The sequence below is a fragment of the Oceanobacillus sp. NCCP-135 genome (assembly GCF_059698015.1).
Genome location: NZ_BAAKSZ010000001.1, coordinates 114,225 through 141,021, shown reverse-complemented (window position 1 = coordinate 141,021; position 26,797 = coordinate 114,225). Strand labels below are relative to the sequence as shown.

The following is a 26,797-nucleotide window of genomic DNA, read 5'->3' as shown; positions in this document are numbered from 1 at the left end:
CGGTGTGATTTTATAAGGGGGATAGTTTTTACTTGAGAATTTGTCGGTAATTGTATGCTTGCCCAGTACCTGCAAGCACTTTGAAATAAAGGAACAAGAAGATCATATGTAGTTTTATCACATAATAAACGCACCTGCTATCATTTCTAGTCATGTCGTCTTTTAGGAATGCTATCAATGTTCAAAAAAAACAACAATTGGCTTCGATAGGGCGAGCAGTGCGCAGTCTTAGTATTTTGGTGTGGCGAACAAAGTGCAGTCGTCAAGGGGCAAAAAGAGCCTCATTCATAACTTCCGAATAACTGGCCTTTTATTTTTTGATTTCTGTCTTTCCAAATAAGTCTTTTTCAATTAATTCTTTGATTTGATTCTCATCCATACCAATCTGCTTTAAGACATCTACCGTATTTTCTCCTCGTTTTCCTCCAACGTGTTTGTATTTCTGGTTATAGACTGTTGATTTAATTGGAGAGGCGATTTGTTTTTGATAAGTTCCATCATCCTTAGGAATATCAACAACCATATTCCGGGCTTTAATTTGTGGATGCCCAGCAGCTTCAGAAAATGTAAGGACAGGTTCGACACATGCATCAACATTACTAAATATTTCCATCCACTCATCATATGTTTTTTCCAGAAATACTTCTGTTACAGCTATTTTAAATATTTGGATGTCTTCAGTTTTTGTACTTTCAGCCAAATCAATCATATGTGGAATACCTAATGATTCACATAGCTTTTTCCTAAACGGAGATTCAAGACTCCCCACTGAGAAATACCTGCCATCCAATAGCTGTTTTTTGCGGATAATATTTTACTGCTCTGCGTTTCCAGTCAAGTGGGGTTAATGCAGAAATCATCTTTGTCAACTCCCTTTAAATTTTTAAAAATACGCAAATTATTCATTCATTTCAGATAGTTATTATAAACTAAATGATAATATACTTAGTTATGACTTACAAGAATAATTTTTATCATTATTAAATAAATAGGACAATATGGTACATGAATTAATTTCCATTGATATTTTTTCAAAGACTGCATATAATTAGAACAAACGTTCCTTTAAGGTGGTGTAGTTACATGGATTACTCCTCGTATCCTCGCAATGATGTACTTTGTATCGATATGCGTTCGTTCTATGCGAGTGTGGAAGCCGTTAAATTAGGACTGGATCCGATGAAAACACTGCTCGCCGTCGTTGGTGACCCAAGCAGGTCGGGAAGTATTGTTCTGGCCGCATCTCCGGAGCTAAAAAGAAAACACGGGATTAGTAATGTCAGTCGTTATTTTGAGTTGCCAAATGATCCGGATATTCATATCGTTCCTGCCCATATGGCTGACTATCTCCAAGTTTCTGTTGAAATCACAAAACTGATTAATCAGTATGCACCAAAGGAAGCCATTCACCAGTATTCTGTTGATGAAGTCTGGGTAACAGTAAATGGGCTGCAGAAACTTTTTGGTGATCGCTGGGAAGTCGCTAAAAAAATCAAGCAGGATATTCTGGAGAACTTCGGAATCACTTCTTCCATTGGTATTGGTGATAATAAATTCCTGGCAAAAGTAGTCATGGATTTACACGGTAAAAAAACAGGTATTGCCGAATGCAAATACGAGGATGTAAAAGAAAAGCTATGGCCATTCGCGGTTGAAGATATTTGGGGCATTGGCAGCAGGATGAAGCGAAACCTCAATCGCATGGGAATCGTCACACTAGGTCAGCTCGCAAGATTTAATTTAAAATATCTAAAAAAACGCTTTGGCGTCATGGGAGAACAATTATATTGGCACGCCTGGGGAATTGATCTAAGTCCTGTTTTCGGTGATTTTATAAAGACAGAACAAAAAGGATTCGGACACGGAATTTCTTTACTGCGTGATTATTCTAGTGAAGAAGTAGCCGTTTGTATCCTTGATCTTTGTGAAGAAGTATGTCGTAGAGCGAGAACTGCAGATAAAGTAGGAAAAACCATTCACCTTGGGATATCCTATTCAAAAGAAACAAGCGGTGGATTTGCCCGCTCCAGATCAATTAACATTCCTACAAATATAACAATGGATATGTATCATATATGCAGGCAAATTTTCGACCAGTTTTATGATGGAGAAAGTAACATACGACGTGTATATGTAACTTTAGATAATTTATACGAAAAAGGAGAAACACAGTTGGATTTGTTTGAAGATCGTACCAAGAAAAATGATATCGGTTATGTGATGGACACCATTCGCGACCGGTTTGGATCAACTGCAATTCTGCGTGCGTCCAGCTATACAGATGCAGGGATTACGTTAGATCGGAGTGGAAAAATTGGTGGGCATAAGGCGTGATGGTTAATCTGCCTCCTAAGTTATGCTGTCATAAATGGGGGACAAGGTTCCTTAGTCCCCTCGTTCCAATAATAATGATATAATTACATCAACATATTGATAAATTCTCATATTTCTAAAAAATAAGGGGGAGTTATTTTATGGAAATTAAAAATGTTTCTATTATCGGATTAGGAGCTTTGGGGATTTTATATGGACATCATTTGTCCAAACAAATACCGAAAGAGAATTTACGAATTATTGCTGATAAGGATCGAATAGAAATGTATACAAAGGAAGGAATTTACTGTAATGGGGAGCGTTGTGAATTTCAATTTATAACCCCTGAAGAATCTGTAGAACCGGCAGATTTAATTATTTTTGCTGTAAAATACAACGGACTTCAAGATGCCATCAAGGCCGTAGAAAACCAAGTTGGCGATAACACAATCTTTCTATCCACATTAAATGGCATTTCAAGTGAAGAGAAAATTGGTACCTATTATGGATTCGATAAAATCATCTATTGCGTTGCACAAGGCATGGATGCTGTCAAAGAAGGTAATAAGCAGACCTATGATAATTTTGGCATCCTTTGTTTTGGTGAAAAGGAAGGAATGGATACACCAAAAGTTAAAAGGATTGCAAATTTCTTCAAAAAGGTGAAAATGCCTTTCGAGTTGGATGCAAACATGATCAAAAGACAATGGGGAAAATTCATGCTCAATGTCGGGGTGAATCAGACAGTGGCTGTATTTGAGAGTGATTACGGTGAGATTCAAAAGGAAGGTAAGGCACGGGAAATGATGATTTCCGCTATGCGGGAGGTTTTAGACCTATCCAACTATGAAGGAATCCATTTAACCGAAGAAGACTTACAGTATTGGCTGGATATTGTAGGCAAACTAGGTCCGCGTGGCAAACCTTCTATGCGCCAGGATATGGAAGCAAAGAGAATGAGTGAATTGGAATTATTTGCAGGAACCGTGGTGGAATTAGGAAAGAAACATGGGGTCAAAACACCTGTGAACAGGGACCTTTACCGAAGAATCAGTGAGATGGAGCAAGCGTTTTAGTAGGATAGAAGGATAGAGTTACTGCCCCTCTGAGACAAAGAACTATTTTTAAGGAAGCAATTAAAAGCAGGAACAAGGTTGTTCGCCTCGTCCCTGCTTGATCACTCTAAAATAGTAATGGTTACTGTTCGCCTACCCCAGTTATATGCTTGATCCTTCGTTGGCAGATGGACATCTATTCGATTTCCAACAATAGCGCCACCGGTATCAGCTGCCACAGCACGCCCATAGCCTTCCACATAAACTTCTGTGCCAAGTGGAATAACATTTGGATCAACGGAAATCACTTTTGCATGCGGATTCTCTTTTAAATTTACACCTGTTGCGGTAATTCCTGAACATCCTGCACAGTAAGCTGTGTAAGCAGTTGCTTCCACAGAAAATGTTCTGCCCTCTGCGTTTGATTGCTGTTTATTTGACTCTTCCTTCTTTTCCGGTTTACTTTCTTTCTCACTTGTTTTCACACTGGCAGCTGACTCGGATTTCGTGGATTTACTGGATTGGGTATCTGTATCAGCTGTTTGTTCCACTTGTTTTGTTGCTTTTTGTTGTACAGGACCTTCCCCATTTACTATCAATTGTTGCCCTGTGATAATCAAATCAGATGAAAGATCATTCCATACTTTCAGATTCTCAACGGTTACGTCATTACCGTAATCTTCGCTGATGCTGCTCAATGTATCTCCTTTTTTTACATCGTAATACTCTATTTGACTTTCATTAATTTCCAATACCTGTTTCGGATGAATTAACGTAGAGCTTAAATCATTCAAATCCATCAATTCTGCCACTGTCGTGTTATGGTCAATTGCAATATCCCAAAGTGTGTCACCTTTTTGAATTTCATATTCACTCTCTGCTGCAGAAACGGACACTGCAGAAATACATAAAATAATTAAACCTACAAATAAAGATACTAACTTTTTCATTATGTAGTCCCCCTTTAATTATTAACAAACCAATCGTACCATGCGCCCCCCCTATTTGTGGTTACAGCCAGTTTAAAAGAGAGTGACACAAGTTACAATTTGAAGGACAACATTACAAATGAAATAAGTTAAGATTAATCAGTTCTATTTCCTCTTTCGCTTGCATAAAATATAATAGAGTCCTCTATGTTCCGGGTTTATAGTGCTAGATTCAGCATAAAAAAGACGTAAATAATAAAGACACCTCCCTTAAAACATGAAGGTGCCATTATTATTTAATTACCTTTATCAACCTCAGGAAGTTAAATCTTTTCTATCAAAAGCTCTTGCACATCCCACGCCAAATCCCAAACTTCAGTTTCTTGATTTGCCAATATGATAATCGTCGTGTTTATTTTTGGATAGTAATTCATGATACAGCATCCCCCTGCATTAATCCCGTCTTTTTGCATATAAACAGGCTCCTCCAAGTCATTCTTAAGTAAAAACTAAAATCCATAACCCATTACCTCTGTTACTCTGGTATGTTTCCGATATATTTCTTTAGGATTAAAAATTTCTTCCGTAAGTTTTTCCGATAGTAATTTCCCAGCTTTCAGCGAACGGATAAATCATCTCACATCTAAACTGTAAATAATCCAATTTAATACGAGCATCATACAATTATTCCTAAAAAAATGAGTATTCATAAATAATTAGTAAATTTGACATATTGTTTACAATATACGATCCTGCTATGCTTAATGAAAGAACCAGTCCTATTTAGAAAAAACACTGTACTTCAACTCATCACCTTGGAACAACATTTTGTACGGCAACCAGGTTATTCACATAAGCTTTGTTTCATTTAGCAGGTTTTAAAATCACGGAGGAGGCAAAAAAATGAGTGACCGAAAAAAAGTATGGTTTGAAGATGCCGGACGCAGACTGGATCCAGCTTTAGTGGAACAACTACGTTTTAAAAGAAAAGAAGACCCACACGAAACAAGTAATGACAACATCCCTGTGATTGTTTACTTCTCTAAGAATATTGAAAAAGACAAAAAAGATGAATTGCTTACAACTTGTCAAAAGGATAAAAATAGTACTTTGGATAAAGCCATAGGATTTAGTGACACTGTATGTGGAAATCTGACACCACAGATGATCAGGCAGATCAAGGATCATGAAGCAGTAGATCGAATTTTCTATGACCGCAAAGTGACGGCTTTTCTTGATATTGCCAGCAAGCATATTGGAGCAGTCCATGTACAGGAGCAATACAATCTTACTGGCAAAGGCGTAACGATTGCTGTAATGGATACAGGAGTCTTTCCTCATACCGACTTAATTAATCCTACGAATCGAATTATCGCTTTTAAAGATTTTATTAATGATCAGGAAGACCCCTACGATGATAATGGACATGGAACCCATTGCGCTGGTGATGCAGCAGGTAATGCTTATCAGTCAGACGGCCTATACATTGGGCCGGCTCCTGAAGCTTCAATTATCGGTTTAAAGGTTCTGGATCAAGATGGCAGCGGTAGATTATCTACCATTATTCAGGGGATTGCTTGGTGTATTGAACACAAAAAGGTATATAATATTCGAATTATCTCCCTTTCTCTCGGTGCCCAGGCATATGAATCCTATCGGGACGATCCTTTATCACTGGCTGTACAAGAGGCTTGGCATGATGGCATTGTTGTTTGTGCTGCTGCAGGAAACAATGGGCCAAACCCAATGACAATCAGTACACCCGCCATCAATCCGTTTATCATTACTGTCGGATCCACTGTTGATCAAAATACTATTGCACGTTCAGATGATCAAATCGCAAACTATTCCAGTCGTGGACCAACTATTGATTCATTAATAAAACCAGATATTTATACACCTGGAACTGATATCATTTCCCTGTTGGCACCAGGCTCTGCCCTGGAACAGCAAATTCCGGAACAAATTATCGATGAAAATTATATACAATTATCCGGTACATCCATGGCAACCCCAATATGTGCGGGTGTAATCGCATTAATGCTTGAAGCCAATCCCAACTTAAGTCCTAATGATGTGAAAAGCATTCTTCAGACAACTTCCGAATCAGTACTTGATGATTTATGGGGCTATATTGAGGTACAAAGTGCTGTAGATATGGCAGAAAGCTATTCCGGAAAAAAACAGAAAGTAAATTAATTGAAATAGCCTTATATCTAATCAAAAGCCCAAAAAGACTGCAAACCTTTTTGGGCTTTCTATTGGCAGTAAAGAAAGTGTATCCATATTTCCTTTTTGCATAAGTGTTACTAGTGCATCGCTTAGGTGGTCTGCACTCCAACGTTTAAGGGTTTCTAAAAAAGCAAAATACGCTTTCAAAAAAATCCCTTTAACAAATGCCAAAAACGAGGGTACCAATTATAAATTATTTTTGCGGCGCCGATGGTGTTGAAATACTTGATAGCGCCTGTTCAGCTTCATTATCAAATTGATTATCTACAGCCAAGTCACCTAAAGCAACCATTCCTACAATTTGGTCATTTTCCACGACAGGCAACCTGCGAATTTGTTGCTGAGCCATCAATTCTGCCGCTTCGTGAACATCCATATCAGGTGTACCCTGCACAACCTGCTGTGCTGTCATTACCTGGGATACAGGTGTTTGTACAGCCTCGCCCTGTGCTGTGGAACGGAGTGTAATATCACGGTCAGTTATAATTCCAACCATTTGACCATTGTTATTAACAACTGGAAGTGCACCGATATTACTATCACTCATCATAGCTGCTGCCTCTTGCACTGTCTGCGATTCATTAACTGTAAATACATTTGATGTCATGATATTTCGTAATTGCTGTTGCATATAAAACCCTCCCTTTCACTTAATAGGTTGGTTTAAAAAGCGAAGATTATAATAGGAAGTTTTTTCATGTTTTACGCTGTAATGGAAAAACCTCAAATTATCAGGATTAAAGATTGAACAAAGTTGAGAGATAAACAAGATATTCTTTAATTTCTCTCAACTTTAAGCTGCCTTCTCTCAACTTCAAGAGGCTGTCTCTCCACTTCAAAAAATGTTTCAAGCACTTAATGAAATATTCACCGACGTACACCTTCCAAGGCGATCCCACTCACATAACCAAGCATTACACTTAATTCCTGTCATATCCCGATCTAATTTAATATAGAATAAATAATGGTATACAAATAGGCTTGATAGTTATTTTTATGAATTGGCAAAAAAATTTCATGCTATAATCAAAAAAAAGAAAGGTGGTATGCATTTGGGACAAAATTTAAATGTGCTCATTATGGGTGGCGATGCAAGATACCTGGAAGTTATTCAAACGTTAGCTAGAGAAGGTGCAATTATTTTTGCAGCGGGATTTGATAATTATACATTCAATGAATCCTCTATTTATCATGCTGAAGTAGATCATATAAATTTAAGCAATATAGATGCCATTATTCTCCCGGTCTCCGGCACGGATTTATCAGGAGAAGTCGAGGTAGAATATACCGATAAATCGTTATTCATTTTAGAAAAAATGCTTAAAAAGACACCTGCACATTGCGTAATCTATACAGGAACTTCCAATGATTATCTAAAAAGCATAACTAAATCCGCACACAGAAAACTGGTGGAGCTGTTTGCACGTGACGATATGGCTGTTTATAATTCCATTCCAACTGCTGAAGGTGCAATGAGACTGGCTATGGAAGAAACAGATGTTACCATTCATAGCTCTAATGTGATGATTCTCGGTTTTGGCAGGGTCGGTATGACTGTTGCGAGACTATTTAAAGCTGTCGGAGCAAATGTGCAGGTGGCGGCAAGAAAGCCATTAGCCCTTGCGCGTGCAAAGGAAATGGGGGTATTACCTGTAAAGATCGATGAAATAAAAGAGAATGCTGTTGAGCCTACTATTTTTATTAACACCATCCCACATCTAATTTTGGATAAAGAGGTCATAACTAACATGAAACCCACCAGTTTAATTATTGATCTTGCTTCCAAACCAGGCGGAACGGATTTTAAATTTGCTGAAGAAAAAGGAATTAAGGCACTGCATGCACTTGGTTTACCTGGCAAAAACGCTCCTAAAACTGCGGGAGAAATTATTGGCAGTGTGCTACTTGAGCTGCTTGCAGAACATACGAAAACAAAATAATCTCTCTTTCAGTTACTAAAAGAGCGCCCTCCTTTAATCTGGATGGCGCTCTTTTCTTTTCAAAATATTATTCCTTAATTTTCACATCCTGAAGCTTGATATACTGCCCATCACTAATAGTAAGATACGTATCTGCCTGAACATTTTCATTTGTTACGATGCTTGTTAATTGGTGACTGCTGTCCTTGCTTACTTCATAATATCCCATACCTATGGAGCTATCCAAAATTATTTTATATTCACCAGCTGGAATATCCTGACCGACCTTATACATCCCTTCTGTATAAATACCATCTTCAGGAATAACGGAAGGTGCTTCATCAACTGGGTACATTTCAGCACTCTGCAGCTTGAAATAATCACCCTCATTTAACATTACATAGGAGTGTGCCCCATTCAGTAAATTGTCATTGAAATTGATACTCTCTAATGCTCCTGTACTGTCAGATGAGCTTTCGATATATCCCATACCTGATGCAAAAACTAAATATTCGCCAGTTGGAATATCGTCACCCACTTTATATGTCCCAGCAACAATTTTGCTGCTTTCCTCTTCAACTTCTGGTTTAGCGCCCTCTTCTTCGTTCAATTCCTCTTCAACTTCTGGTTTAGCAGACTCTTTCTCGTTCAATTCCTCTTTTCCATCAGATTTCGCAGTCGATACTGAATTAGCATCAGCATTTTCCTTTTGTATTTCTTCTGAAGTAATATCACTTGAAGCTGCCTCACTTGTTTCCGGTGTTTCTTCACCACCATTTGTTGCTATTGCGCCAATAACAATTACAGCAGTAAGCATCCACACCCACCACCTTTTGTAAAAAGCCTTCTTACCGCTTTTCGCCATAGTTAACCTCTCCCTTATGTTTAATTTAAACTAAGAATTATTGACTAGCACTTAATCTTAATCTAACAAATAGCCTACACAAAAAAATGTATAGGCTTAGAAATATTTGCTATTGACAATCATTGCATTCCTCTTTATCACAAATTAATTAGGAAATTTGTTTAGTCACGTATCAGTTCTACTGCTTACGATCAGTTTCACACATGTGGTTAGCAACTGTTCGAAAAAGTAATTTTATTTGCATCGACATGTACCAGCATAACAATAGTTTTTTATTCCATCGTCCCGCTATAATAATTTTAAAAGATCATTGATTTTCAAAAAAATTTCGAATATAGTTAATATGGATTGTTTAAAAACTTAAAGACGATTCTTCTTAATTTTTTGAAACCTATCCCTATCTAATCCGTAATTATATTATAAGGCGCATAATTTCTATTACAAACATGAAGGATGTGATCTTAAATGACGCTCTTTGACACATCAATTGCAAGTATTTATTTAATAATACTTATTGTTGCTGGGAGTATAACAGTATTATATATTTTCTTTGGTGACATTTTGGAAGTAGTTGGCGAAGCAATCGGTTTAAATCCCGCACTTATTTTGGCCTTCATCACGTTTTTTTCAGCATCAGGCTATATACTTGAATCGATCACATCTATTTCTAGCATGATTATCATAATTGTTTCCATTTTCATTGCATTACTGCTCGACACACTTCTTAATATTTTTGTGCTAATCCCACTCTCCTCTGCAGAGGAATCACTCATTTATACTGAAGAATCGCTTAAAGGAAGAGTTGGTAAGATTATTATTCCCATTCCAGAAGGCGGCTTTGGCGAGATGATCATTGAAGCTAAGAGTGGCATGATTTCCAAGCCGGCAAAAGGATATGAAAATGAAATTATTGCAGCGGGAAAACAAGTATTGGTTATTGAAGTAAAAGAAGGTGTTCTTTACGTTGTTCCATATGAGAATAATTTAGATGCCGAGCATACTGTTTAACCTACTCGTCCAAATGGATAAGTATTTTAATAAAAAATTATAATATCTCAGGAGGGGAAAAGAAATGTTTGAAGGTATTTGGATTATTATTGCAATAGCTGTATTTTTAATTCTTGCACTCATTGGTGTATTTGTTTCAAAATACCGTACAGCAGGACCAGACGAGGCATTAATCGTAACAGGCAGCTATCTTGGTGGGAAGAATGTACATATTGATGAATCCGGAAATAAGATTAAGATTATTCGTGGTGGAGGTACATTTGTATTACCGGTGTTCCAACAAGCGGAACCACTAAGCCTCTTGTCCAGTAAATTGGAGGTGACAACACCAGAAGTTTATACAGAACAAGGCGTTCCTGTAATGGCTGATGGTACTGCTATCATCAAAATTGGCGGATCTATTAGTGAAATTGCTACAGCTGCGGAACAATTCCTAGGTAAAGCAAAGGAAGACCGCGAAAATGAGGCGAAAGAAGTTCTAGAAGGTCATCTTCGTTCCATCCTGGGATCGATGACGGTAGAGGAAATTTATAAGAACAGGGATAAATTTTCCCAGGAAGTTCAACGGGTTGCATCACAGGATTTAGCAAAAATGGGACTGATCATTGTTTCCTTCACGATTAAAGATGTGAAAGATAAAAATGGTTACCTGGAATCCTTAGGTAAACCGCGTATTGCTCAAGTAAAACGAGATGCGGATATTGCCACAGCTGAAGCGGATAAGGAAACACGTATTTTCCGTGCTGAAGCTGCAAAGGATGCACAAAGAGCAGAGCTTGAACGCGCCACTGAAATTGCAGAATCTGAAAAAGAAAATCAGATGAAAACAGCTGACTATCGACGCGAACAGGATGTTGCTAAAGCACGTGCCGACCAGGCATATGATTTGGAAACAGCCCGTTCCAAGCAAGAAGTTACAGAACAAGAAATGCAAATCAAAATCATTGAGCGTCAAAAGCAAATTGAACTGGAAGAAAAAGAGATTCTCCGTCGTGAAAGACAGTACGACTCTGAAGTTAAGAAGAAAGCCGATGCAGATCGTTATGCTGTAGAGCAGGCTGCTGTTGCAGATAAAGCAAAACAAATTGCAGATGCAGATGCCAACCAATACCGTATTGAGTCACAGGCAAAAGCCGATGCAGAAAGAGTGCGTGTCGATGGTCTTGCTAAAGCTGATGCAGAAAGAGCTCAAGGTGAATCAGAAGCGGAAGTTATCCGTCTGAAAGGTTTGGCAGAAGCGGAGGCCAAAGAAAAAATTGCCGAGGCTTTCGAACAATTCGGTCAGGCTGCAGTGCTCGATATGGTTATCAAAATGCTTCCTGAATATGCGAAGGAAGTTGCAGCACCATTAGGTAATATCGATAAAATTACAGTTGTTGATACAGGTAGTGACAACGGTGAAGGTGGAGCAAACAAAGTAACAGGTTATGCGACAAATTTGATGTCCACACTTCAGGAATCATTGAAAGCTTCATCCGGTATAGATGTGAAGGAATTGCTGGAAAATATAACAGGAAAAAACAATCTGCCTGATGACCTTGATCTTGGTCAAACAAGATATGAAAAGAAAGAAAATGATCAACTGGTAGCAAGTGAAATGGAGAGTAAAAGTTAACAATGACTTAACCACTAATAAGAGGGATTTAAAATCCTTCTTATTTTTTTGGCCATTTCCAGCTAAGGTTGCAACAGAAGGGTTTGAAATCAACACTACTTTTACAAATGATACGCTCACTTCTTAATAGAACTATTATCTACAACCAAAACGGCTAAATTTTAGTACTGACAGGGGTATAGAAATTCCACTCTAAGCTGAAGCGTAGTACAGTTTTTTTATAAAACATAGAAAACCCAGCTTCACCCCCCGACCTAATTATTTTTTTAAAATAACAGGTATTTAATCCATCTGCCCATTCCATATAATACCAGCTTTCATTTACTGTATTAATACCAACTATACAGGAGTGAACAAAATGGAACTTAAGAAGTTTGTGGATCCTCTCCCAATTATGAATACCATAAAACCAAAACGTATAAACAAAGGGGTTGCATATTATGAGGTTCAAATGGAAGAATTCAAACAAAAACTCCATCGCGACTTACGACCAACAACATTATGGGGATATAATCGCCAGTTTCCTGGCCCCACATTTGATATTAATCAAGGTGATCTCATCAAGGTAAAATGGATAAACAGTTTGCCATCGAGACATTTTCTTCCAATTGATCGCTCGATACATGAAGTCGCACATCAGCCAGAAGTCCGGACAGTTACACATCTGCATGGCAGTGAAACGAAGCCCTCCAGTGACGGTTATCCAGACGCTTGGTATACCAGGGGATTTAAAGAAGTTGGTCCATTTTTTAAAAGACAGGTGTACGAATATCCAAATCAGCAACGAGCATCATTGCTCTGGTACCATGATCATGCGATGGGTATTACAAGACTGAATGTATATGCAGGACTTGCAGGGATGTATATTATTCGAGATGAACAGGAAAAACGGCTTAATTAGGGTCAACCGAAATCTGGTCTTTTATGAATATTACTGGATTCACACACCCCATACACATCCACTTGATACAGTTTCAAATTCTGGATAGACAGTCCTTTGATCTTGATCAATACAATCAGGATGGGAGTATTGTACTCACTGGATCAGCCAAAGCTCCAAACCCAAATGAAAGAGGCTGGAAGGATACAATAGCTGCTCCATCTGCTCAGATTACCCGAGTTATAGCAAAATTCGGGCCATATACTGGAGATTATGTATGGCATTGCCACATATTGGAACATGAGGATTATGATATGATGAGACCATTTACGGTAGTTGACCCCAAAAAATACCCAGATGAATAGCTTTCAGCAAGTGAAGTTAAAATTCATAAGTTAAATGGGAAATGGCTATCTTTTTAGCAGATAAGCCATTTTTTCAGCGAAATTATATTAAAACTGCTATTTGCACATTCTTTCCCATCTATCAGATAGCGCTATTATTTCCATGTATTTAGTAGGAATTGAAAGATAGAGATAGTTTTTCACGGTTTAATAACAGAATATATGAGATAACCGCATTTGATTAAGCTCATATATATTGATAAGGTTAGTAATGGACTAGATTGTGAAACTCTCACAAAAAGGCGGGATAAATATTGTGAATCGATGAACAAATAAAAGGAGATGATAACTATGGGATCTGTCAATACTGCAGATCACAAAGTTGAACAAACAAGTGATGATTATTCTTTAGATAAGGTACCTCGTGAAAAAAGAAACATGGGTTGGCTGACAATTACAAATATTACATTTGGGATAGCAACCGCTATTTTTTATTTTCAAATGGGTAGTGTAATGGCCCTGCAGTTCGGAGCGATTAATGCTATAATATCAGCTGTTTATGCGATAATTGTTGCAGGTATACTTGGTACATTCATTGCCTATTTATCAGCAAAATCCGGTATGAACGTGAATCTATTATCCAGAGGGGGCGGATTTGGTTATATCGGTGCGTCATTAACCTCGTTTATTTACGCAACAAACTTTATTATGTATTGTGCATTGGAAGGCTTAATATTAGTATCTGCTGTACACACTTTTTTCCCCGTTATACCAGAGTGGGTGTTAATCGTTTTCTTCGGTACGATCGTTATCCCATTAAATTGGTTTGGTATAAAGCAATTAGATAAATTACAAAAATGGTCTCTTCCGCTATTTTTTGTGTTTTTAATTGCAGCAATCGTTATGGCCTTCAACACACCTTCCGTTTATGGTGATAGTTTCTGGACATTTATGCCTGAAGGAGTACAGGTTGGAGGGACTGCATTACTGCTTTGTATCGGAATGCAACATGGAATTATGGGCCTTACTCCCCTTCTCGCATCCGATTATGCACGATTTCTAAAACCAAAAGATTTGAAAATAGGTTCATTTGCAATCGGCTTCATTCCACAGTTTTTCTGTTTTGGAGTAATGGGTGGACTTGGAATTTGGTTTGGTATACGTTTGGGCGAACCAAATCCAGGAGTTTATATCGTATTGCTTCTCGGTATTGGTGGTGCATTATTTACAATGCTTACACAGGTTCGAATCAATATAACTAATATATACAGCGGTTCATTATCATTGTCGAATTTCTTTGAAAATATCTTTAAGTTTAAACCCGGTAGAAGATTCTGGGTTGTTGTAACTGGAGTATCTGCGATGATTTTAATGCTTACTGGAATAGTCGATTATCTAACTGCAGTAATGACATTCCAAGGAGTTTTCTTAATGACATGGGCGGCAATCTTAGTAACTGATGCACTCATCGTCAAAAAATTATTGAAAATTGGGCCAACCTATTATGAAGCCAAACAGAAACATTTATTTAAATGGAATCCAGTTGGAGTTATTTCTTTAGTTGTAGCAAGTGGTTTAGGTACGATAGCTGCACTTGGTTTTATGGGTACATTTCTACAAAGTACCGCAGCATTTTTCGCAGCAATTCTTGCATCTATTCTTACAGTAATTTTAGCTGTTTATACAAAAGGAAATTATTATATTAAAAAAGAAGCCGACGACATCGCTAAGGAAGATTACATCGCATAGCAGGTTTTTGAAGATTAACAGGCAAGGTATGATTATATTTTATCCAACAGCAATCACCTTCCGTTTATTTGCTAACCTCGATTATTTCATTAAAAACAATTCAAAAATTCGATTCACTCGTTCACACTTTTTATCTCGCCAAATAGCCTAATCCTTCTATTAAGGATTAGGCTCTTATATTTTTACATATACAGATGGAACACCCATTTTTCAAATGTTAGCTTAATTTTGACCAATAATTGGCACAACATTTTCATCGGGTTTCCAGTTCCTTCCATATATAACTTCCAGTAAAACCTAATCGAATCCTGAAAATAACCCCTGTATCCGAATACGACTTTAGGTTTCTTACAATTATTCCACCCGGTCTCACCTAAGCATTTGCTCCTGTAGTAGTCTCTGTGTATTTCTTAGCCGTCCACAAAAAGCAAAGTACATTTCCGTAGCGGTAACTCCACTAATTTAATTTGCAGTCTATAGAAACTACGATGATTTAAAAAAACAGTATTTTGGTGGGGCGAGCGAATTACTTTCCCAAAGTTTACGAAAGGAATTTTAAATGGTTTCATGCGATAATTATGTATTATTTACGTTCGATCGATAAAACAGGTCAATATCTGTGCTTCTTCGTTACTTACCGGCATAAACAGATGGGCTTTTGATCCTTGAAAGTATGCGCTGTCCCCTGTTTCCATATAGTGTTTATTGCCATCATAAAACAGGTAGATGGAGCCCTTAATAATATAGATAAATTCATCCTGTGAGTGGGTAAAAGGTTCCGTTCGCTGATTAACATCTTTTGGATTGACGTGAACGATGGTAGGTTCGATGCCACTATATTGGGATCTATTTGCAAGCAATTCATAGGAATACCCCATACTCTCATCCCCGACTTTAGATTGTCTGTTTTCCTTCTTTAGCAGTACAAGTTCCTGTTCCATCTTATCATCAAGCACCCAGGCTAACGGTACATCAAGTGCATCACTGATTTTTGACAGTGTCGCAACAGCTGAAGCGGTTTGTCCATTTTCAATTTTTGATAATAGACTTTTTGAGATCCCGCATTGATCCGCAATTTGCTGCTGTGTTTTTTTTCTTCGTAAACGCATTTCTTTAATTTTTTTTCCAATACTTCCAAGCTCTATGGAAACTCATCCCTTTCCGATAATTTCAAGTACTAGTCTTTATCATCATAAATTAGCCCCGGGCTATAGTCAAGAAGTACAAAAACCGGTTTTAAAGCATCAGCAACGCTTTAGAACCGGATTAAGTTATTTTTATTTTACTGTGCATTGGCAAAATAAGCTAGTGACCTACTCGGCAACAGCTTTCCCAATTTTTTCTGGATAAATAAAGAAGCTTCCTGAATTTGTTTTTCATTTATCCCTGTCTCAATTCCCAAACCATTCAATAAATACAGGACATCGTTTGTGGCAACATTTCCAGCTGCTCCTGGTGCATACGGACATCCCCCAAGCCCACCGACAGAGCTGTCAAAGCGATGAATTCCATAATGCATGGATGTCATAATATTTGCGATTGCCATTCCCCTGGTATCATGGAAATGAAGAATAAGCTTTTCGCTTGGATAGCGTGACAATAAGGGGGTCAACAGTTGCTCCACCTGTGTTGGAACCGCTGAACCAATCGTGTCACCAAGTGAAATATCATCGACACCGGATTCAAGTAATCTTTCACAGACACGTATGACATCATCCGGATCGATTCTTCCTTCATACGGACAATCGAATACGGTAGATACATAACCGGTTACACGTTTTCCCTCTTTTTTCGCTTCCTTAATAACTTCATCCAGTACAGGGTACGTATCAGCTATCGATTTATTGATATTTTTTTTATTGTGTGACTCACTTGCCGACATGAAAACATTGGCTCCGTCAACCCCTGCCTCAAGTGCAAATTCCAATCCCTTCATATTCGGAACGAGCGCAGAATACATTACGTTAGTATTACGCTTGATTTGTTTACCAACATCCCGAGCATCCTTAAGTGCAGGTATCCATTTCGGGTTAACGAATGATGAATATTCAATCTCACTAACCCCAGTTTCGGAAAGCATGTTAATCCAGGCTACCTTATCAGCGGTTGAAATGAACTTTTTTTCATTTTGCAACCCATCACGGGGCGCAACTTCTTTTATTTGAACATAATTAGGCAATCGTGCCATGAATAAGTCCTCCCTTTCGTTTTTTTAAGATAATGATCCTGCAGTATATGCAATTAAGTTATGAATGCGTTTTCAAAGCTATCTTAATAAAATAGCGTTTACTTTACCCATTCCCATTACCTCTGTTTATTTATCATTTAATATAATATATTCACCTAGGTTTATCACTATTCAACTTTGTTGAATCAAGTATATAATAAATATTCGAACAATGTCAATGTTAGGATTTTATTTTCTGATGCAGGATTTTTAAGACACGAAAGTGAAGTAATATTTGACCATTGATTTTAATGAAGGAAGGATTACTCTTAGAATTACTATTTATGATTTTAATTTTTTTGGGGGATATTCGTAGTATTGGATGCATTAAGGAAAATTAATAATAATATCCTAAACCAGACCAAGGTATTGAAAAAATGCAGGAGGGGCTAATAAAAGAATAAAAAGAAAATTAAATATAATGAGTGATAAGACTGGATTGCTATTCATTATCACTCATTTTAAGTTGGTCAATCTTAAGTTAGTTGATAAAATAAGAGGTAACACTTAATCTCCTTCACTATTTTTCTTTCTTTTCCTAACAATCCAAACGGAAAGCAGCCCAATCCCAGCTATAATAATAAGTATAGGTAAATTCCCAAGGAAGAATATGACGATACCGGAAAATGCAGCTATCAGGAAATTAATGCTTTTTAAAAACTGCTGCTTCGTTTTTTCCCAGGTATTTAAATCATCTTCATTTATCCCAGAAAGTTGAACATTGTTTTCTTGAATATTGATGGTGACTGTAGCTAGTTCCGCTTTGTTTTCAAGATAATTCATCCGACCTGTTATTTGTTCAATCTCTTCCTGAACGTTTGCCAAATCTTTGGAAATGGTTAATAGATCCTCCGTTTTTTCAGCTTGCTCCATAAAAGAAAGCAGTCGGTCCTCCACCACACGCTTCGATTTCAACCGTGATTTCAGATCTACATATTCTTCTGTAACATCTTCTCCAGAAATTGAACTCTCCACAACCGTAATGCTGCCTTCCTCCACCAGTCTAACAAATTCTCTAAACTCACCTTGAGGAATTCGTACAGTTATCTCGCCATTGGTGGATCCGCTTTCAGAATCTACATGCATATTCGAATCAACAATATATCCACCGTGATCTGCAGTTTGTGTCTGAATATTACTTTCTGCCTGCTGGTAATCTTTTACTTCAATATGAAGAAAAGCAGTATAAATTATTTTTCGATCAGTATTGCTGACTTCAGCTTCCCCGGATGAAGCACTCTCCTCACTGGAATCCTGTTGCTCACTTGCAGAATCACCTGTACCAACCGTTGACTTTTCGGCTTCCCCATCCATACTTTCTTGTACTACTTCTTCATTGCTGGAATCACTACTACTCTCTGAATCATTGCTGCATGCGGTTATCATGACTCCAAGGATGAGAAGAAGCAGTACCATTAACTTTTTTTTCATTTTGACCCCCACCCTTTTATTTGTCTTTTAACTATTGACGGAATTTATTGGAAAAGGTTACAGGTAAAATATATTATTCAACCTTTTTTAATTAAATGAAGCCAGCCCATATTGGACTGACCTCTTATCTTAAGTGCAGCTACTAACCGCAGGTCCTAGAAAACGACCACCAAGCATATAATCCGATAAATTACTAGTGCGCTTAAATGCATACCACCCAATCACTAACATTCCAACCATATAAATAATAATGGCTATAAGCTGATAAATATCTTCTGACATACTAACTCCCCTTTTCTTAAGTAATTTTTTACCCCTCATCTAAAAAATGTTAATATTCTGATATCAATAATTATAAGGATCCCTATATCTTTTCATATATATATTATAGGGATAAGAGGGAAATATTTCTATCCCTTTATGACAACTTATTAATCTTTTTTCTTTTTATTCCATATACTCAAAAGCATAATCGCTGAAGCGGTAAGTGCACCGGTTGCAATAGGCCATTTTTTTAGTTTATTGTCTTTTGTATAAAAGACATCCTTAAAAATAAGGTTCATATTTTGTGGACGTTCAGCCAGTCTGCGCATAAAATACCCAAACCAGTCAGTACCAAAAGGAATATACGTACAGAAATTGTATCCTTCTTCTTTCAAGCCATAATGCATCTCTGTCCGAAAACCATAAAGCATCTGAAATTCAAAGTTCTCTCTGTTTATCTGATTTTCATCAATAAATTGCTTTATTTCACTAATTATATTGTGATCGTGGGTAGCAATGGAAGTAAACATATCACCTAACAAGCGTTTTTTTGCCATTTCAATGAAATTGCGATCAATATCCTCTTTGAACTGAAATGCTACAGCTTCACTCTCTTTATATGCACCTTTAACTAATCGAATTCTAACATCTCTTAGCTGCTTTAGATCTTCTTCTGCACGGTATAGATAGGACTGTATAACTGTTCCGACATTGCTGTATTCTTTGCGTAGTGTATGTAATATGTCCAGAGTTTTTTCATAGTGAACATATTTTTCCATATCAATATTAATGAAAAGATTATATTCGGAGGCATTGTCCAGAATTTCTTTCATGTTTTCAATACAGAATTCTTTATCGATATCCAGACCAAGCTGTGTTAATTTCACCGAAATATGACAATCCAGATTTTCTTGATGAATTCTTTCCAGAAGCTGGACTATTTCCTCTTTCGCCATAGTTGCTTCTGATTTATCAGCTACAAATTCACCCAGATTATCAAGTGTTGCACTAATGCCAACCTGATTCAATTCTTTCACTACTTCGGTGACACTTTCAATATTCGTACCAGCAACAAACTTTTCTGCCCCCAAGCGAAAGCCCCATTTTTTTGCATTTGCATTCAATAATTTATTATTTGATAAACCGATGAAAAAATCTCTTGTTAGATTAGCCATAGTACATGCTCCTTTAAAATATGCGCCTTATCCAGTTTATCTGCCGATATGAAAACATATTTATAGTAGTAATTAATATAAGAATTTAGAAAATACAATCTATTATTCAATTGTATATCCACAATTAAAGTACAGGTTACCAACATGGAAATCATACTTGATCTAGTCAAATGTTCACGATTGTTGGAGGTTACTGCTCCAGTAAGACCATATTCGATATTATTGGCAATTTCCAGTAATTCATCAAAGTTGGATGCTTTTGCAAATGCAATAACCGATCAAAGATTTCTTCCTGCATGAATCTTGCTTTTAGATCCAAAGCTTTAAAAATAATCGGATATACAAAATAACCTTTGGAATCATCCATTTGTTTCCCCACCATAAGCAAGTTGTCCTACATTTTTACCAATTTCAATATAGTCTTTGATTTTAGCGAATTATTTCCATGTGAGCCATGCTTTAAATGCTATTTCCTCTTATAGTTATTATAGCAAAAATCATGCCAATATATCTAAAGTAAAGTTCGTTTGTGTTGAAAACGATTACAACACAAAGTGGAAATTTTACATTTTCTGTGACAAACTATTACACATAGTATCTATTTCTGTTAGGAATCTTTACATATATGTAAAGTGATTATACAATTACTTTACATATACTTTACAATAAATAGGGGGCGTACTTCGTGTCAGATGAACTGTTCTATTATTTGAAGGCTGTACTGAAAGCGGAAGATGATGCCATAACCATCATTAATAATCAAAGGATGGTATTGTACTGGAATGATGCTGCTGTTCAGACATATAACATCACTCAATCCGAAATTACAAATAAGCGAATCACTGACTTTTTTCATAAAGATGACCTTATGGTGTTAAAGGTGTTGGAGACAAAGGAAGCAGTAAATAATGTCTATCACCGACCAAGGGAGGACAAGCATGTAGTCGTCAATGCTTCTCCGATTTTTAATGATGAAACTAAAATCATTGCCGCCGTATCTGTCGAAAGAGACATTACTCAACTTGTTAAACTCAATGAAAACTTGGAAACAACATCAGCAGAATTAAATGAATTAAAACAGAAGAGTTTCGCCAATAAACCAAGCTCCCCATTTTCAAAACTTGTTGGTAATAGTCTATCCTTACAGAAAACGATCCATATTGCCCAAAAAGCTGCCAATACAGAAGCTACAACATTAGTTCTCGGTGAAAGTGGTACAGGGAAAGAAGTATGCGCAAGAGCTATTCATGAGGCTAGTCCGCGTAAAGATAATCTCTTTATTCCCGTGAACTGTGGTGCCATCCCGGAAGCATTATTTGAAAGCGAATTATTTGGCTATGAAGGCGGCTCATTTACGGGAGCAGAGAAAAAGGGTAAAGCAGGAAAAATTGAAATGGCGGATGGGGGTACATTATTTTTGGATGAAGTTGGAGAACTTCCATTGGAAATGCAGGTAAAACTACTTCGGGTGCTGCAGGAGAACCGAATTTACCGAATCGGTGACTCTACGGGAAGAAAGGTTAATGTACGTTTTATCGCAGCTACCAATCAGAATCTTGAACAACTTGTGGAAAACAAGCAATTTCGCACAGATTTATTTTACCGTCTTAATGTGATTCAATTGACAATGCCTCCTCTTCGGAAAAGAATTGATGATATTCCTGAGCTTTCCAGTCTATTTCTGAAACAGTTTGCAGGGAAATACCAAGTACCCTATCCAAAGCTGGATGAAGAAGCATTCCAACTGCTTCTTCGGTATAACTGGCCGGGAAATATCAGGGAGTTGCGCAACATGATGGAAAGACTCATCATACTTTCCGAAAAACCGATCATTGATAAAGAGGCTGTACAAAATCTTTTTCCTAATATGAAGAATGCTGCGAGAATCAGTCAGGGCGAGGCAAGTTCCACCCTACCTGCGGAGAAGGAAAATATTGAAAAACAATTGATTGAGGAAACAATGATCCAGACGAATGGGAATAAATCAGATGCAGCGAGAAGACTGGGAGTCTCGCGGGTCACGCTTTATAGTAAATTAAAAAGATATGGGATTGATGTTTAAGAGGTATTTTTTTGTTTCTCTGGGGATAGGTGGAGGTAGGTATTTTGCTTCGAGAAGTGCTCTGTTGAACCGTTTGCATATGCTATAGATCGTTTTGGGATAGAGAGAGTTTCTATTTATTTGACTGTTGGCACCAAGTCGTTCGGGCGTTGAAAGCCCCTCTATTGGACTGTTAACTATTTAGGAAGAATTGCCCATGGATGTCCTTCTCATGGGCTTCCTTTACGCCAGTGTTAGTGCCATGGAAGCTGCACATGTCTCTAATTATTTTTCCCACTACTTCTCCCCTTTAACTCTTTCAGTCTAACCAACCTCTCGAGTTTATCCAATTCAAAAAACAGTTCGATAATGCTATTTGCTATAGGGAAAAGATGTGTCCACTTTTCGAATTCCGATCCTTGCAGTTCCTCTATCAGATTATTAATTGTCACACGCATGGCTGATTTTGCTACCTTCTGCAGATCCTTATCCAAAATCACTTTGTCCTCATACATCAGCAAGATATTTTCACTATACATATTAATCTCACTTACAAGTTTCTTAACAAGATGTGATTTGCCACTAGAGATTGTTTCAATATGTTCAAGGTTTTTCTCAAGACTTTGAATTAACGTATATTTTTTAATCAGTACCCTGATCATATGTTTGTAAATAACTATCTTCCTTAAAAAATCGATCTTATTTCTAATAAACAGACTCGTTTTTTCGTCAGAAATAATTTCATAGTAATCTCTTGTTTTATTAATTAATTTTTCTGTTTCCCTATCCTCTCCCTTCACTTGGGGCAGGCTCATTGTTTGATTCGGAATTACCCTTAGCAGAAAATTTGTCTTTTCACTTGCTTCTTTAATCATCGAGAAAAGTATTTTCTGATGGTTCGGCGGATAAATTAGTACATTGATAATAAATGCAGAAACAACACCGATTGCTACCAGTGACAAACGTTCAATCACATAGATAAAACTGACCCCATCACTGCTTGCAAGCATCAGTGTAACAATGGTTAATACTGTTAAACTAACTGTTTTATTCAGACCAAGTTTAATGTTAATTGCGATTGATATAATAACAACCACGCCAACGGACAGCGGGTGATTGCCAAGCAGGAAAATTCCAAGCAATGCAAATATCAGCCCAATCCCATTGGAAATAAGCACCTCTTTAATATAGGCGAAAGACCGCATAATGGAAGGTTGCATCGCTAGTACTGCAGCAATTGCTGCTACAAGCTCCAGCTTCAGCCCAATCATATTTGTGATTAATAATGTCAAAACTACCGCAAGGCCAGTTTTTACCATGCGTGGTCCAATGTTAAATTCCATTTTGCGCACCTCGAGTTACAGCAATATTAGTTCTATTATATTTCAGAAAAATGGTCTATTCTATTATTTCTCTCCAAATCCCATACATACATATCCCTATTCCAGTTGCATTGAATAAATGCATCATTGTATAAAAATCATCGATAAATTCAGGCTATTTCTAATGGAACCTCCTACTAGACTTTTCAAATAATTGGAATTTACTGTCAGTAGCAAACAGGAACCCTAACAACAACTAAAGAGGCGTTCTATCCAGTGCATATCCTCCTGCTTCAATGATATATCACCAAGTTCCTTCACACTTTTAAATCTTAGCCTGATTGTTTTTAAATATTCTACCCTATATTTATCCGCACACCACCCTTGTATAATACCTGAAACTCTTTTAAAGAAAAACAGCCGAAATCCATCAATGATCCCGGCTGAAATTTTCTCTTCATTTCCTATTATTATTCGATCTCATTTAAACGACTTTCGATCTCTTCCATAATTTTTCCGGCTTCCTGCCAGTTGCCCTGAGACGCTTCCTCTTGATAGGCATCGAACATTTCAGAAAGCTCATTCAGCATTTCCTCTGCTCCTTGAAGCGGCTGTTCTTCCTGATCAGGTTTCGTTTCCTCCGTTTCATCTTGCTGCTCCACGTCATCTGCAGCGAAATCCGGATCGATCAACTGCAGTATGGAGTCAAGTGCTTGGTCGAAGGTTTCCTCCATGACAATATAATCCTCATAGGCAATAATAATCTGCTTCACTTCCGGCAGTGATGTTTCATTGGATGATTCAATATAAATTGGTTCCACATACATCACCGTATCCTCAATTGGAATTGCCAGCAGATTTCCGCGAATGACCTCAGATCCACCCTGTGACCAGAGATTCAGCTGTTGTGAAATGTTACTGTCCTGATTAATCCGATTCTCGATTTGCTGTGGACCGTAAATGTTTTTCTGTTTCGGGAAACGATAAACAAATTTTTCTCCATAGTGCTCGCCATCATTTCTAACACCCATCCAGGCAATCATATTTTGCCTGTTTTTCGGCGTGTATGGCATCATCAAAATAAACTCTTCCTGATCATATTCAGGCAACTTCATCGTTATATAATATGGTTCGACTTCAGTATCCTCATTAAAATACTTTTCGGTTGGAAACTGCCAGAAATCCTCCCGATTATAAAATATTTCCAGGTTAGTCATATGATAGGTTCCATACATGGATGCCTGAATTTTAAACATCATTTCAGGATAACGGAAATGTGCTTGAACATCCTCAGGTATTTCCTCTGTAAATAGATCAGGGAACATGTTCTGATAGGTCTGCAGTAAAGGATCCTCTGAATCTGTCACATAAAAATTCACTTCTCCAGTATAGGCATCAATGACAACCTTTACGGAATTCCGAATATAATTTTCATTCCCTCTATGTGCCTCAGCATATGGGTAGTTCTCTGCAATCAGGTAAGCATCAATGATCCATGCAAGACTGCCATCATCCCTTACAAAAATATAAGGGTCATCATCATATTGAAAAAATGGAGCAATCCGGTTCACTCGTTCAACAATATTACGAGTTTCAAGGAGCTTACTGTCAGAATTTATCTGATCAGATACTAACATTCGGAAAGACCCATCACTTAAAGCAAACAGCAATCTGTTGATCCCTGTTAACGGGATACCTGCATCCTCTTCATAGCGATTTGTCATATTTTCATCCCCGGAAGGATAATCAAATTCATCTACTTCACTATCTACAATAACGCTTTTATATGGCTCCTCGCCAAAATAGATTTGTGGACGAGTTACCTCAAGGATCCCCTCAGGCGGAACATTCCTGAGCATGTATTCTGGCTGACCTTGGGATGTTACCTTGTTTACATGGCTCATAGCAACGCCATATCCGTGCGTATACCGTAGATTCTGATTCACCCATGTTTGTGCCTGTGACGGCAAATCAACTGTACTTAACTCACGCGCTCCAATAAACACCTGTTCATATTCCCCATCAATTTCATAACGATCAATATCGATATCATTAAATTCATAATACGTTCGGAATGTTTGCAGTTGATTATAAACATCCTTAATTGGTCTGGAATCATTAACCCGGACATTTTCAATCGTTAATTGATTGCGTTCCAACATTGCCTCATCCAGTGAATCATTCCCCGGATGTTCATTTTCTTCGATATTATCAAGATCATAGGCGGCCCTTGTAAACCCGAGATTATGTTCCAAATACGGCTGTTCCTTGGAAAATTCATTTGGAGAAACGATGAAATTTTGTACTGCTAACGATGTAACCTGACCTGCAATTGCCAACACGATATAGGCAATTACAGGAATTGCCATCGAATTTATCTTTCCCCGATTTAAAGCAATAATCATCCAAACCGTACCAATAACAGCAACAGCTGCAAGAATATACGATGCTGGAATATTGATTGTTTTATCCGTATAGCTCAACCCATGAACGACACTTTCCTGAAATATATTTACCTGATTTGTTAACAGTGTTTCAAATGGTGAAAGTAAATGAAGACAAGCTAAAAGCAAGCCTGCAAATCCTAATGTAGTTCCCATATGAAGCTGTGCTGAACGGCTCATTCGATACATATTAAAAACGGAATACGCACCAATTTCCAAAACTAGAAAGAAAATACTCAATCCAAGCAGAATATAAACAATGAACTTTACAAATGGAAGGATAAATAAATAAAACGAAATATCCATATTGAAGTATGGATCTGTTTCACCAAAACCTACATAGTTCATCAGCTTCAGCAATGGCTCCCAGCCAATACCTTGAACGATTGTGCTGCCGATTGCACCAATAAAAACAGCGATCCCAAGCATTATTGCTCTGCTTGTTTTACGTTTTTCAATGATTGGTGGCAACTGATTATTATGAAAATGCCCAATATAGGACTTTCGAATCCAGGAAAGGGTAATATATGTAAGCACTAAAAACAGGAAAAATCCTATTGCACCCAACAATACTTTACTTCCAAAAATTGTCGTAAACACTTTCTCAAATCCTAGCGAACCCATCCATATATAATCCGTAATCCAATTAACAGAAAGCAAGAATAATATGCCAAGTACGATTATGATCCCCAGAATAATCCCGGCAACCTTACCTATTTTCTTTAATTTCTGAATTTGCCTTGCACTTAAATTTACGTTAGACTCCAACGATTAACCCCCCATTATTTTATTAATATCTATATCCATGATAACAGATACGTAGAATCGTTTCTTTCATTTTGTATTCGAATTAAAGTGTGTGAAGCTTTTGTTTCATAAAATCATAAACAAATAAGTTGGTTTAAAAGACCAATCAGGATTACTTTGAGAGTAAACACGATTGGTCTTTTTAATCTATAACCATTGAAAGCGAGTGATTAAAAA

The 26,797-nt window shown here is 37.4% G+C and carries 21 protein-coding genes and 2 pseudogenes; 9 read left to right on the top strand and 14 right to left on the bottom strand.

The features are described 5' to 3' along the window. Window positions 1-310: 310 nt before the first annotated feature. Entirely contained in the window at window positions 311-769 is a 459-nt protein-coding gene (locus AC6HVZ_RS00610) for a CoA transferase (RefSeq protein WP_497556185.1), read from the bottom strand. A 314-nt stretch (window positions 770-1,083) separates the two neighbouring features. Between AC6HVZ_RS00610 and AC6HVZ_RS00605 the strand changes: the two genes are divergently transcribed. Next, window positions 1,084-2,334, top strand: coding sequence for a DNA polymerase IV (locus tag AC6HVZ_RS00605; protein WP_497556184.1), 1,251 nt, complete (start codon window positions 1,084-1,086; stop codon window positions 2,332-2,334). 140 nt (window positions 2,335-2,474) lie between these two features. Beyond that, the gene (locus tag AC6HVZ_RS00600; protein ID WP_497556183.1) at window positions 2,475-3,389 is read left to right on the top strand and encodes a ketopantoate reductase family protein; all 915 of its coding nucleotides are present in this window, start codon (window positions 2,475-2,477) and stop codon (window positions 3,387-3,389) included. Between the two features lie 101 nt (window positions 3,390-3,490). Here the strand turns inward: AC6HVZ_RS00600 and AC6HVZ_RS00595 are convergent, their stop codons facing one another. Then, window positions 3,491-4,318, bottom strand: a complete 828-nt coding sequence (locus AC6HVZ_RS00595) for a 3D domain-containing protein (RefSeq protein ID WP_497556182.1) — start codon at window positions 4,316-4,318, stop codon at window positions 3,491-3,493. A gap of 302 nt (window positions 4,319-4,620) precedes the next feature. Then, window positions 4,621-4,770, bottom strand: coding sequence for a hypothetical protein (locus tag AC6HVZ_RS00590; protein WP_497556181.1), 150 nt, complete (start codon window positions 4,768-4,770; stop codon window positions 4,621-4,623). Window positions 4,771-5,200: 430 nt separating this feature from the next. On the opposite strand from AC6HVZ_RS00590, the gene AC6HVZ_RS00585 reads away from it, so the two are divergent. Next, on the top strand, window positions 5,201-6,496 hold the full coding sequence (locus AC6HVZ_RS00585; RefSeq protein WP_497556180.1) for a S8 family peptidase: 1,296 nt from the start codon (window positions 5,201-5,203) through the stop codon (window positions 6,494-6,496). A 21-nt stretch (window positions 6,497-6,517) separates the two neighbouring features. On the opposite strand, the gene AC6HVZ_RS00580 is transcribed toward AC6HVZ_RS00585, so the two are convergent. Further along, window positions 6,518-6,700 (bottom strand): hypothetical protein, encoded by a 183-nt coding sequence (locus AC6HVZ_RS00580; protein ID WP_497556179.1) that lies wholly within the window; start codon window positions 6,698-6,700, stop codon window positions 6,518-6,520. A 22-nt stretch (window positions 6,701-6,722) separates the two neighbouring features. Beyond that, the gene (locus tag AC6HVZ_RS00575) at window positions 6,723-7,160 is read right to left on the bottom strand and encodes a CBS domain-containing protein (protein ID WP_497556178.1); all 438 of its coding nucleotides are present in this window, start codon (window positions 7,158-7,160) and stop codon (window positions 6,723-6,725) included. Between the two features lie 421 nt (window positions 7,161-7,581). Between AC6HVZ_RS00575 and dpsA the strand changes: the two genes are divergently transcribed. Further along, window positions 7,582-8,469: a dipicolinate synthase subunit DpsA gene (dpsA, locus tag AC6HVZ_RS00570; RefSeq protein ID WP_497556177.1), complete on the top strand. Its 888-nt coding sequence runs from the start codon at window positions 7,582-7,584 to the stop codon at window positions 8,467-8,469. Between the two features lie 67 nt (window positions 8,470-8,536). Here the strand turns inward: dpsA and AC6HVZ_RS00565 are convergent, their stop codons facing one another. Then, window positions 8,537-9,313, bottom strand: a complete 777-nt coding sequence (locus tag AC6HVZ_RS00565; protein ID WP_497556176.1) for an Rv1352/Rv1906c domain-containing protein — start codon at window positions 9,311-9,313, stop codon at window positions 8,537-8,539. Window positions 9,314-9,778: 465 nt separating this feature from the next. Here AC6HVZ_RS00565 and AC6HVZ_RS00560 point away from each other — a divergent pair, with 465 nt between their 5' ends. The 4 genes and pseudogenes from AC6HVZ_RS00560 to AC6HVZ_RS00545 all read left to right on the top strand — a co-directional run bounded on the left by AC6HVZ_RS00560 (window position 9,779) and on the right by AC6HVZ_RS00545 (window position 14,909). After that, window positions 9,779-10,321 carry an NfeD family membrane protein gene (locus AC6HVZ_RS00560; protein ID WP_497556175.1) on the top strand — a complete coding sequence of 181 codons (543 nt, stop codon included), beginning with the start codon at window positions 9,779-9,781 and terminating at the stop codon, window positions 10,319-10,321. Between the two features lie 64 nt (window positions 10,322-10,385). Next, window positions 10,386-11,936 carry a flotillin lipid rafts scaffold protein FloT gene (gene floT, locus AC6HVZ_RS00555; RefSeq protein ID WP_497556174.1) on the top strand — a complete coding sequence of 517 codons (1,551 nt, stop codon included), beginning with the start codon at window positions 10,386-10,388 and terminating at the stop codon, window positions 11,934-11,936. Between the two features lie 358 nt (window positions 11,937-12,294). Next, a pseudogene (locus tag AC6HVZ_RS00550) lies at window positions 12,295-13,181 on the top strand (multicopper oxidase domain-containing protein). Between the two features lie 330 nt (window positions 13,182-13,511). Further along, window positions 13,512-14,909, top strand: coding sequence for a purine-cytosine permease family protein (locus AC6HVZ_RS00545; protein WP_497556173.1), 1,398 nt, complete (start codon window positions 13,512-13,514; stop codon window positions 14,907-14,909). A 587-nt stretch (window positions 14,910-15,496) separates the two neighbouring features. Here the strand turns inward: AC6HVZ_RS00545 and AC6HVZ_RS00540 are convergent. The 6 genes and pseudogenes from AC6HVZ_RS00540 to AC6HVZ_RS00515 all read right to left on the bottom strand — a co-directional run. Next, window positions 15,497-16,039 (bottom strand): helix-turn-helix domain-containing protein, encoded by a 543-nt coding sequence (locus tag AC6HVZ_RS00540; RefSeq protein WP_497556388.1) that lies wholly within the window; start codon window positions 16,037-16,039, stop codon window positions 15,497-15,499. 152 nt (window positions 16,040-16,191) lie between these two features. Beyond that, a complete protein-coding gene (locus AC6HVZ_RS00535; RefSeq protein WP_497556172.1) occupies window positions 16,192-17,097 on the bottom strand; it encodes a hydroxymethylglutaryl-CoA lyase in 906 nt (301 codons plus the stop codon). 546 nt (window positions 17,098-17,643) lie between these two features. Then, complete coding sequence (locus tag AC6HVZ_RS00530; RefSeq protein ID WP_497556171.1) at window positions 17,644-18,567, bottom strand: DUF4349 domain-containing protein; 924 nt, start codon at window positions 18,565-18,567, stop codon at window positions 17,644-17,646. Window positions 18,568-18,696: 129 nt separating this feature from the next. Next, the gene (locus AC6HVZ_RS00525; RefSeq protein WP_497556395.1) at window positions 18,697-18,849 is read right to left on the bottom strand and encodes a hypothetical protein; all 153 of its coding nucleotides are present in this window, start codon (window positions 18,847-18,849) and stop codon (window positions 18,697-18,699) included. Between the two features lie 149 nt (window positions 18,850-18,998). Next, window positions 18,999-20,006, bottom strand: a complete 1,008-nt coding sequence (locus AC6HVZ_RS00520) for a proline dehydrogenase family protein (RefSeq protein ID WP_497556170.1) — start codon at window positions 20,004-20,006, stop codon at window positions 18,999-19,001. Between the two features lie 123 nt (window positions 20,007-20,129). Then, window positions 20,130-20,443, bottom strand: a pseudogene (locus AC6HVZ_RS00515) (aldehyde dehydrogenase family protein); the annotation flags it as partial. A 248-nt stretch (window positions 20,444-20,691) separates the two neighbouring features. On the opposite strand from AC6HVZ_RS00515, the gene AC6HVZ_RS00510 reads away from it, so the two are divergent. Continuing rightward, complete coding sequence (locus AC6HVZ_RS00510) at window positions 20,692-22,068, top strand: sigma-54 interaction domain-containing protein (protein WP_497556169.1); 1,377 nt, start codon at window positions 20,692-20,694, stop codon at window positions 22,066-22,068. 260 nt (window positions 22,069-22,328) lie between these two features. Here AC6HVZ_RS00510 and AC6HVZ_RS00505 read toward each other — a convergent pair whose 3' ends face one another. Both AC6HVZ_RS00505 and AC6HVZ_RS00500 read right to left on the bottom strand, forming a co-directional pair. Further along, window positions 22,329-23,390, bottom strand: a complete 1,062-nt coding sequence (locus AC6HVZ_RS00505) for an FUSC family protein (protein ID WP_497556168.1) — start codon at window positions 23,388-23,390, stop codon at window positions 22,329-22,331. A 449-nt stretch (window positions 23,391-23,839) separates the two neighbouring features. Continuing rightward, window positions 23,840-26,581 carry a UPF0182 family membrane protein gene (locus tag AC6HVZ_RS00500; RefSeq protein ID WP_497556167.1) on the bottom strand — a complete coding sequence of 914 codons (2,742 nt, stop codon included), beginning with the start codon at window positions 26,579-26,581 and terminating at the stop codon, window positions 23,840-23,842. Between the last annotated feature and the right edge of the window lie 216 nt (window positions 26,582-26,797).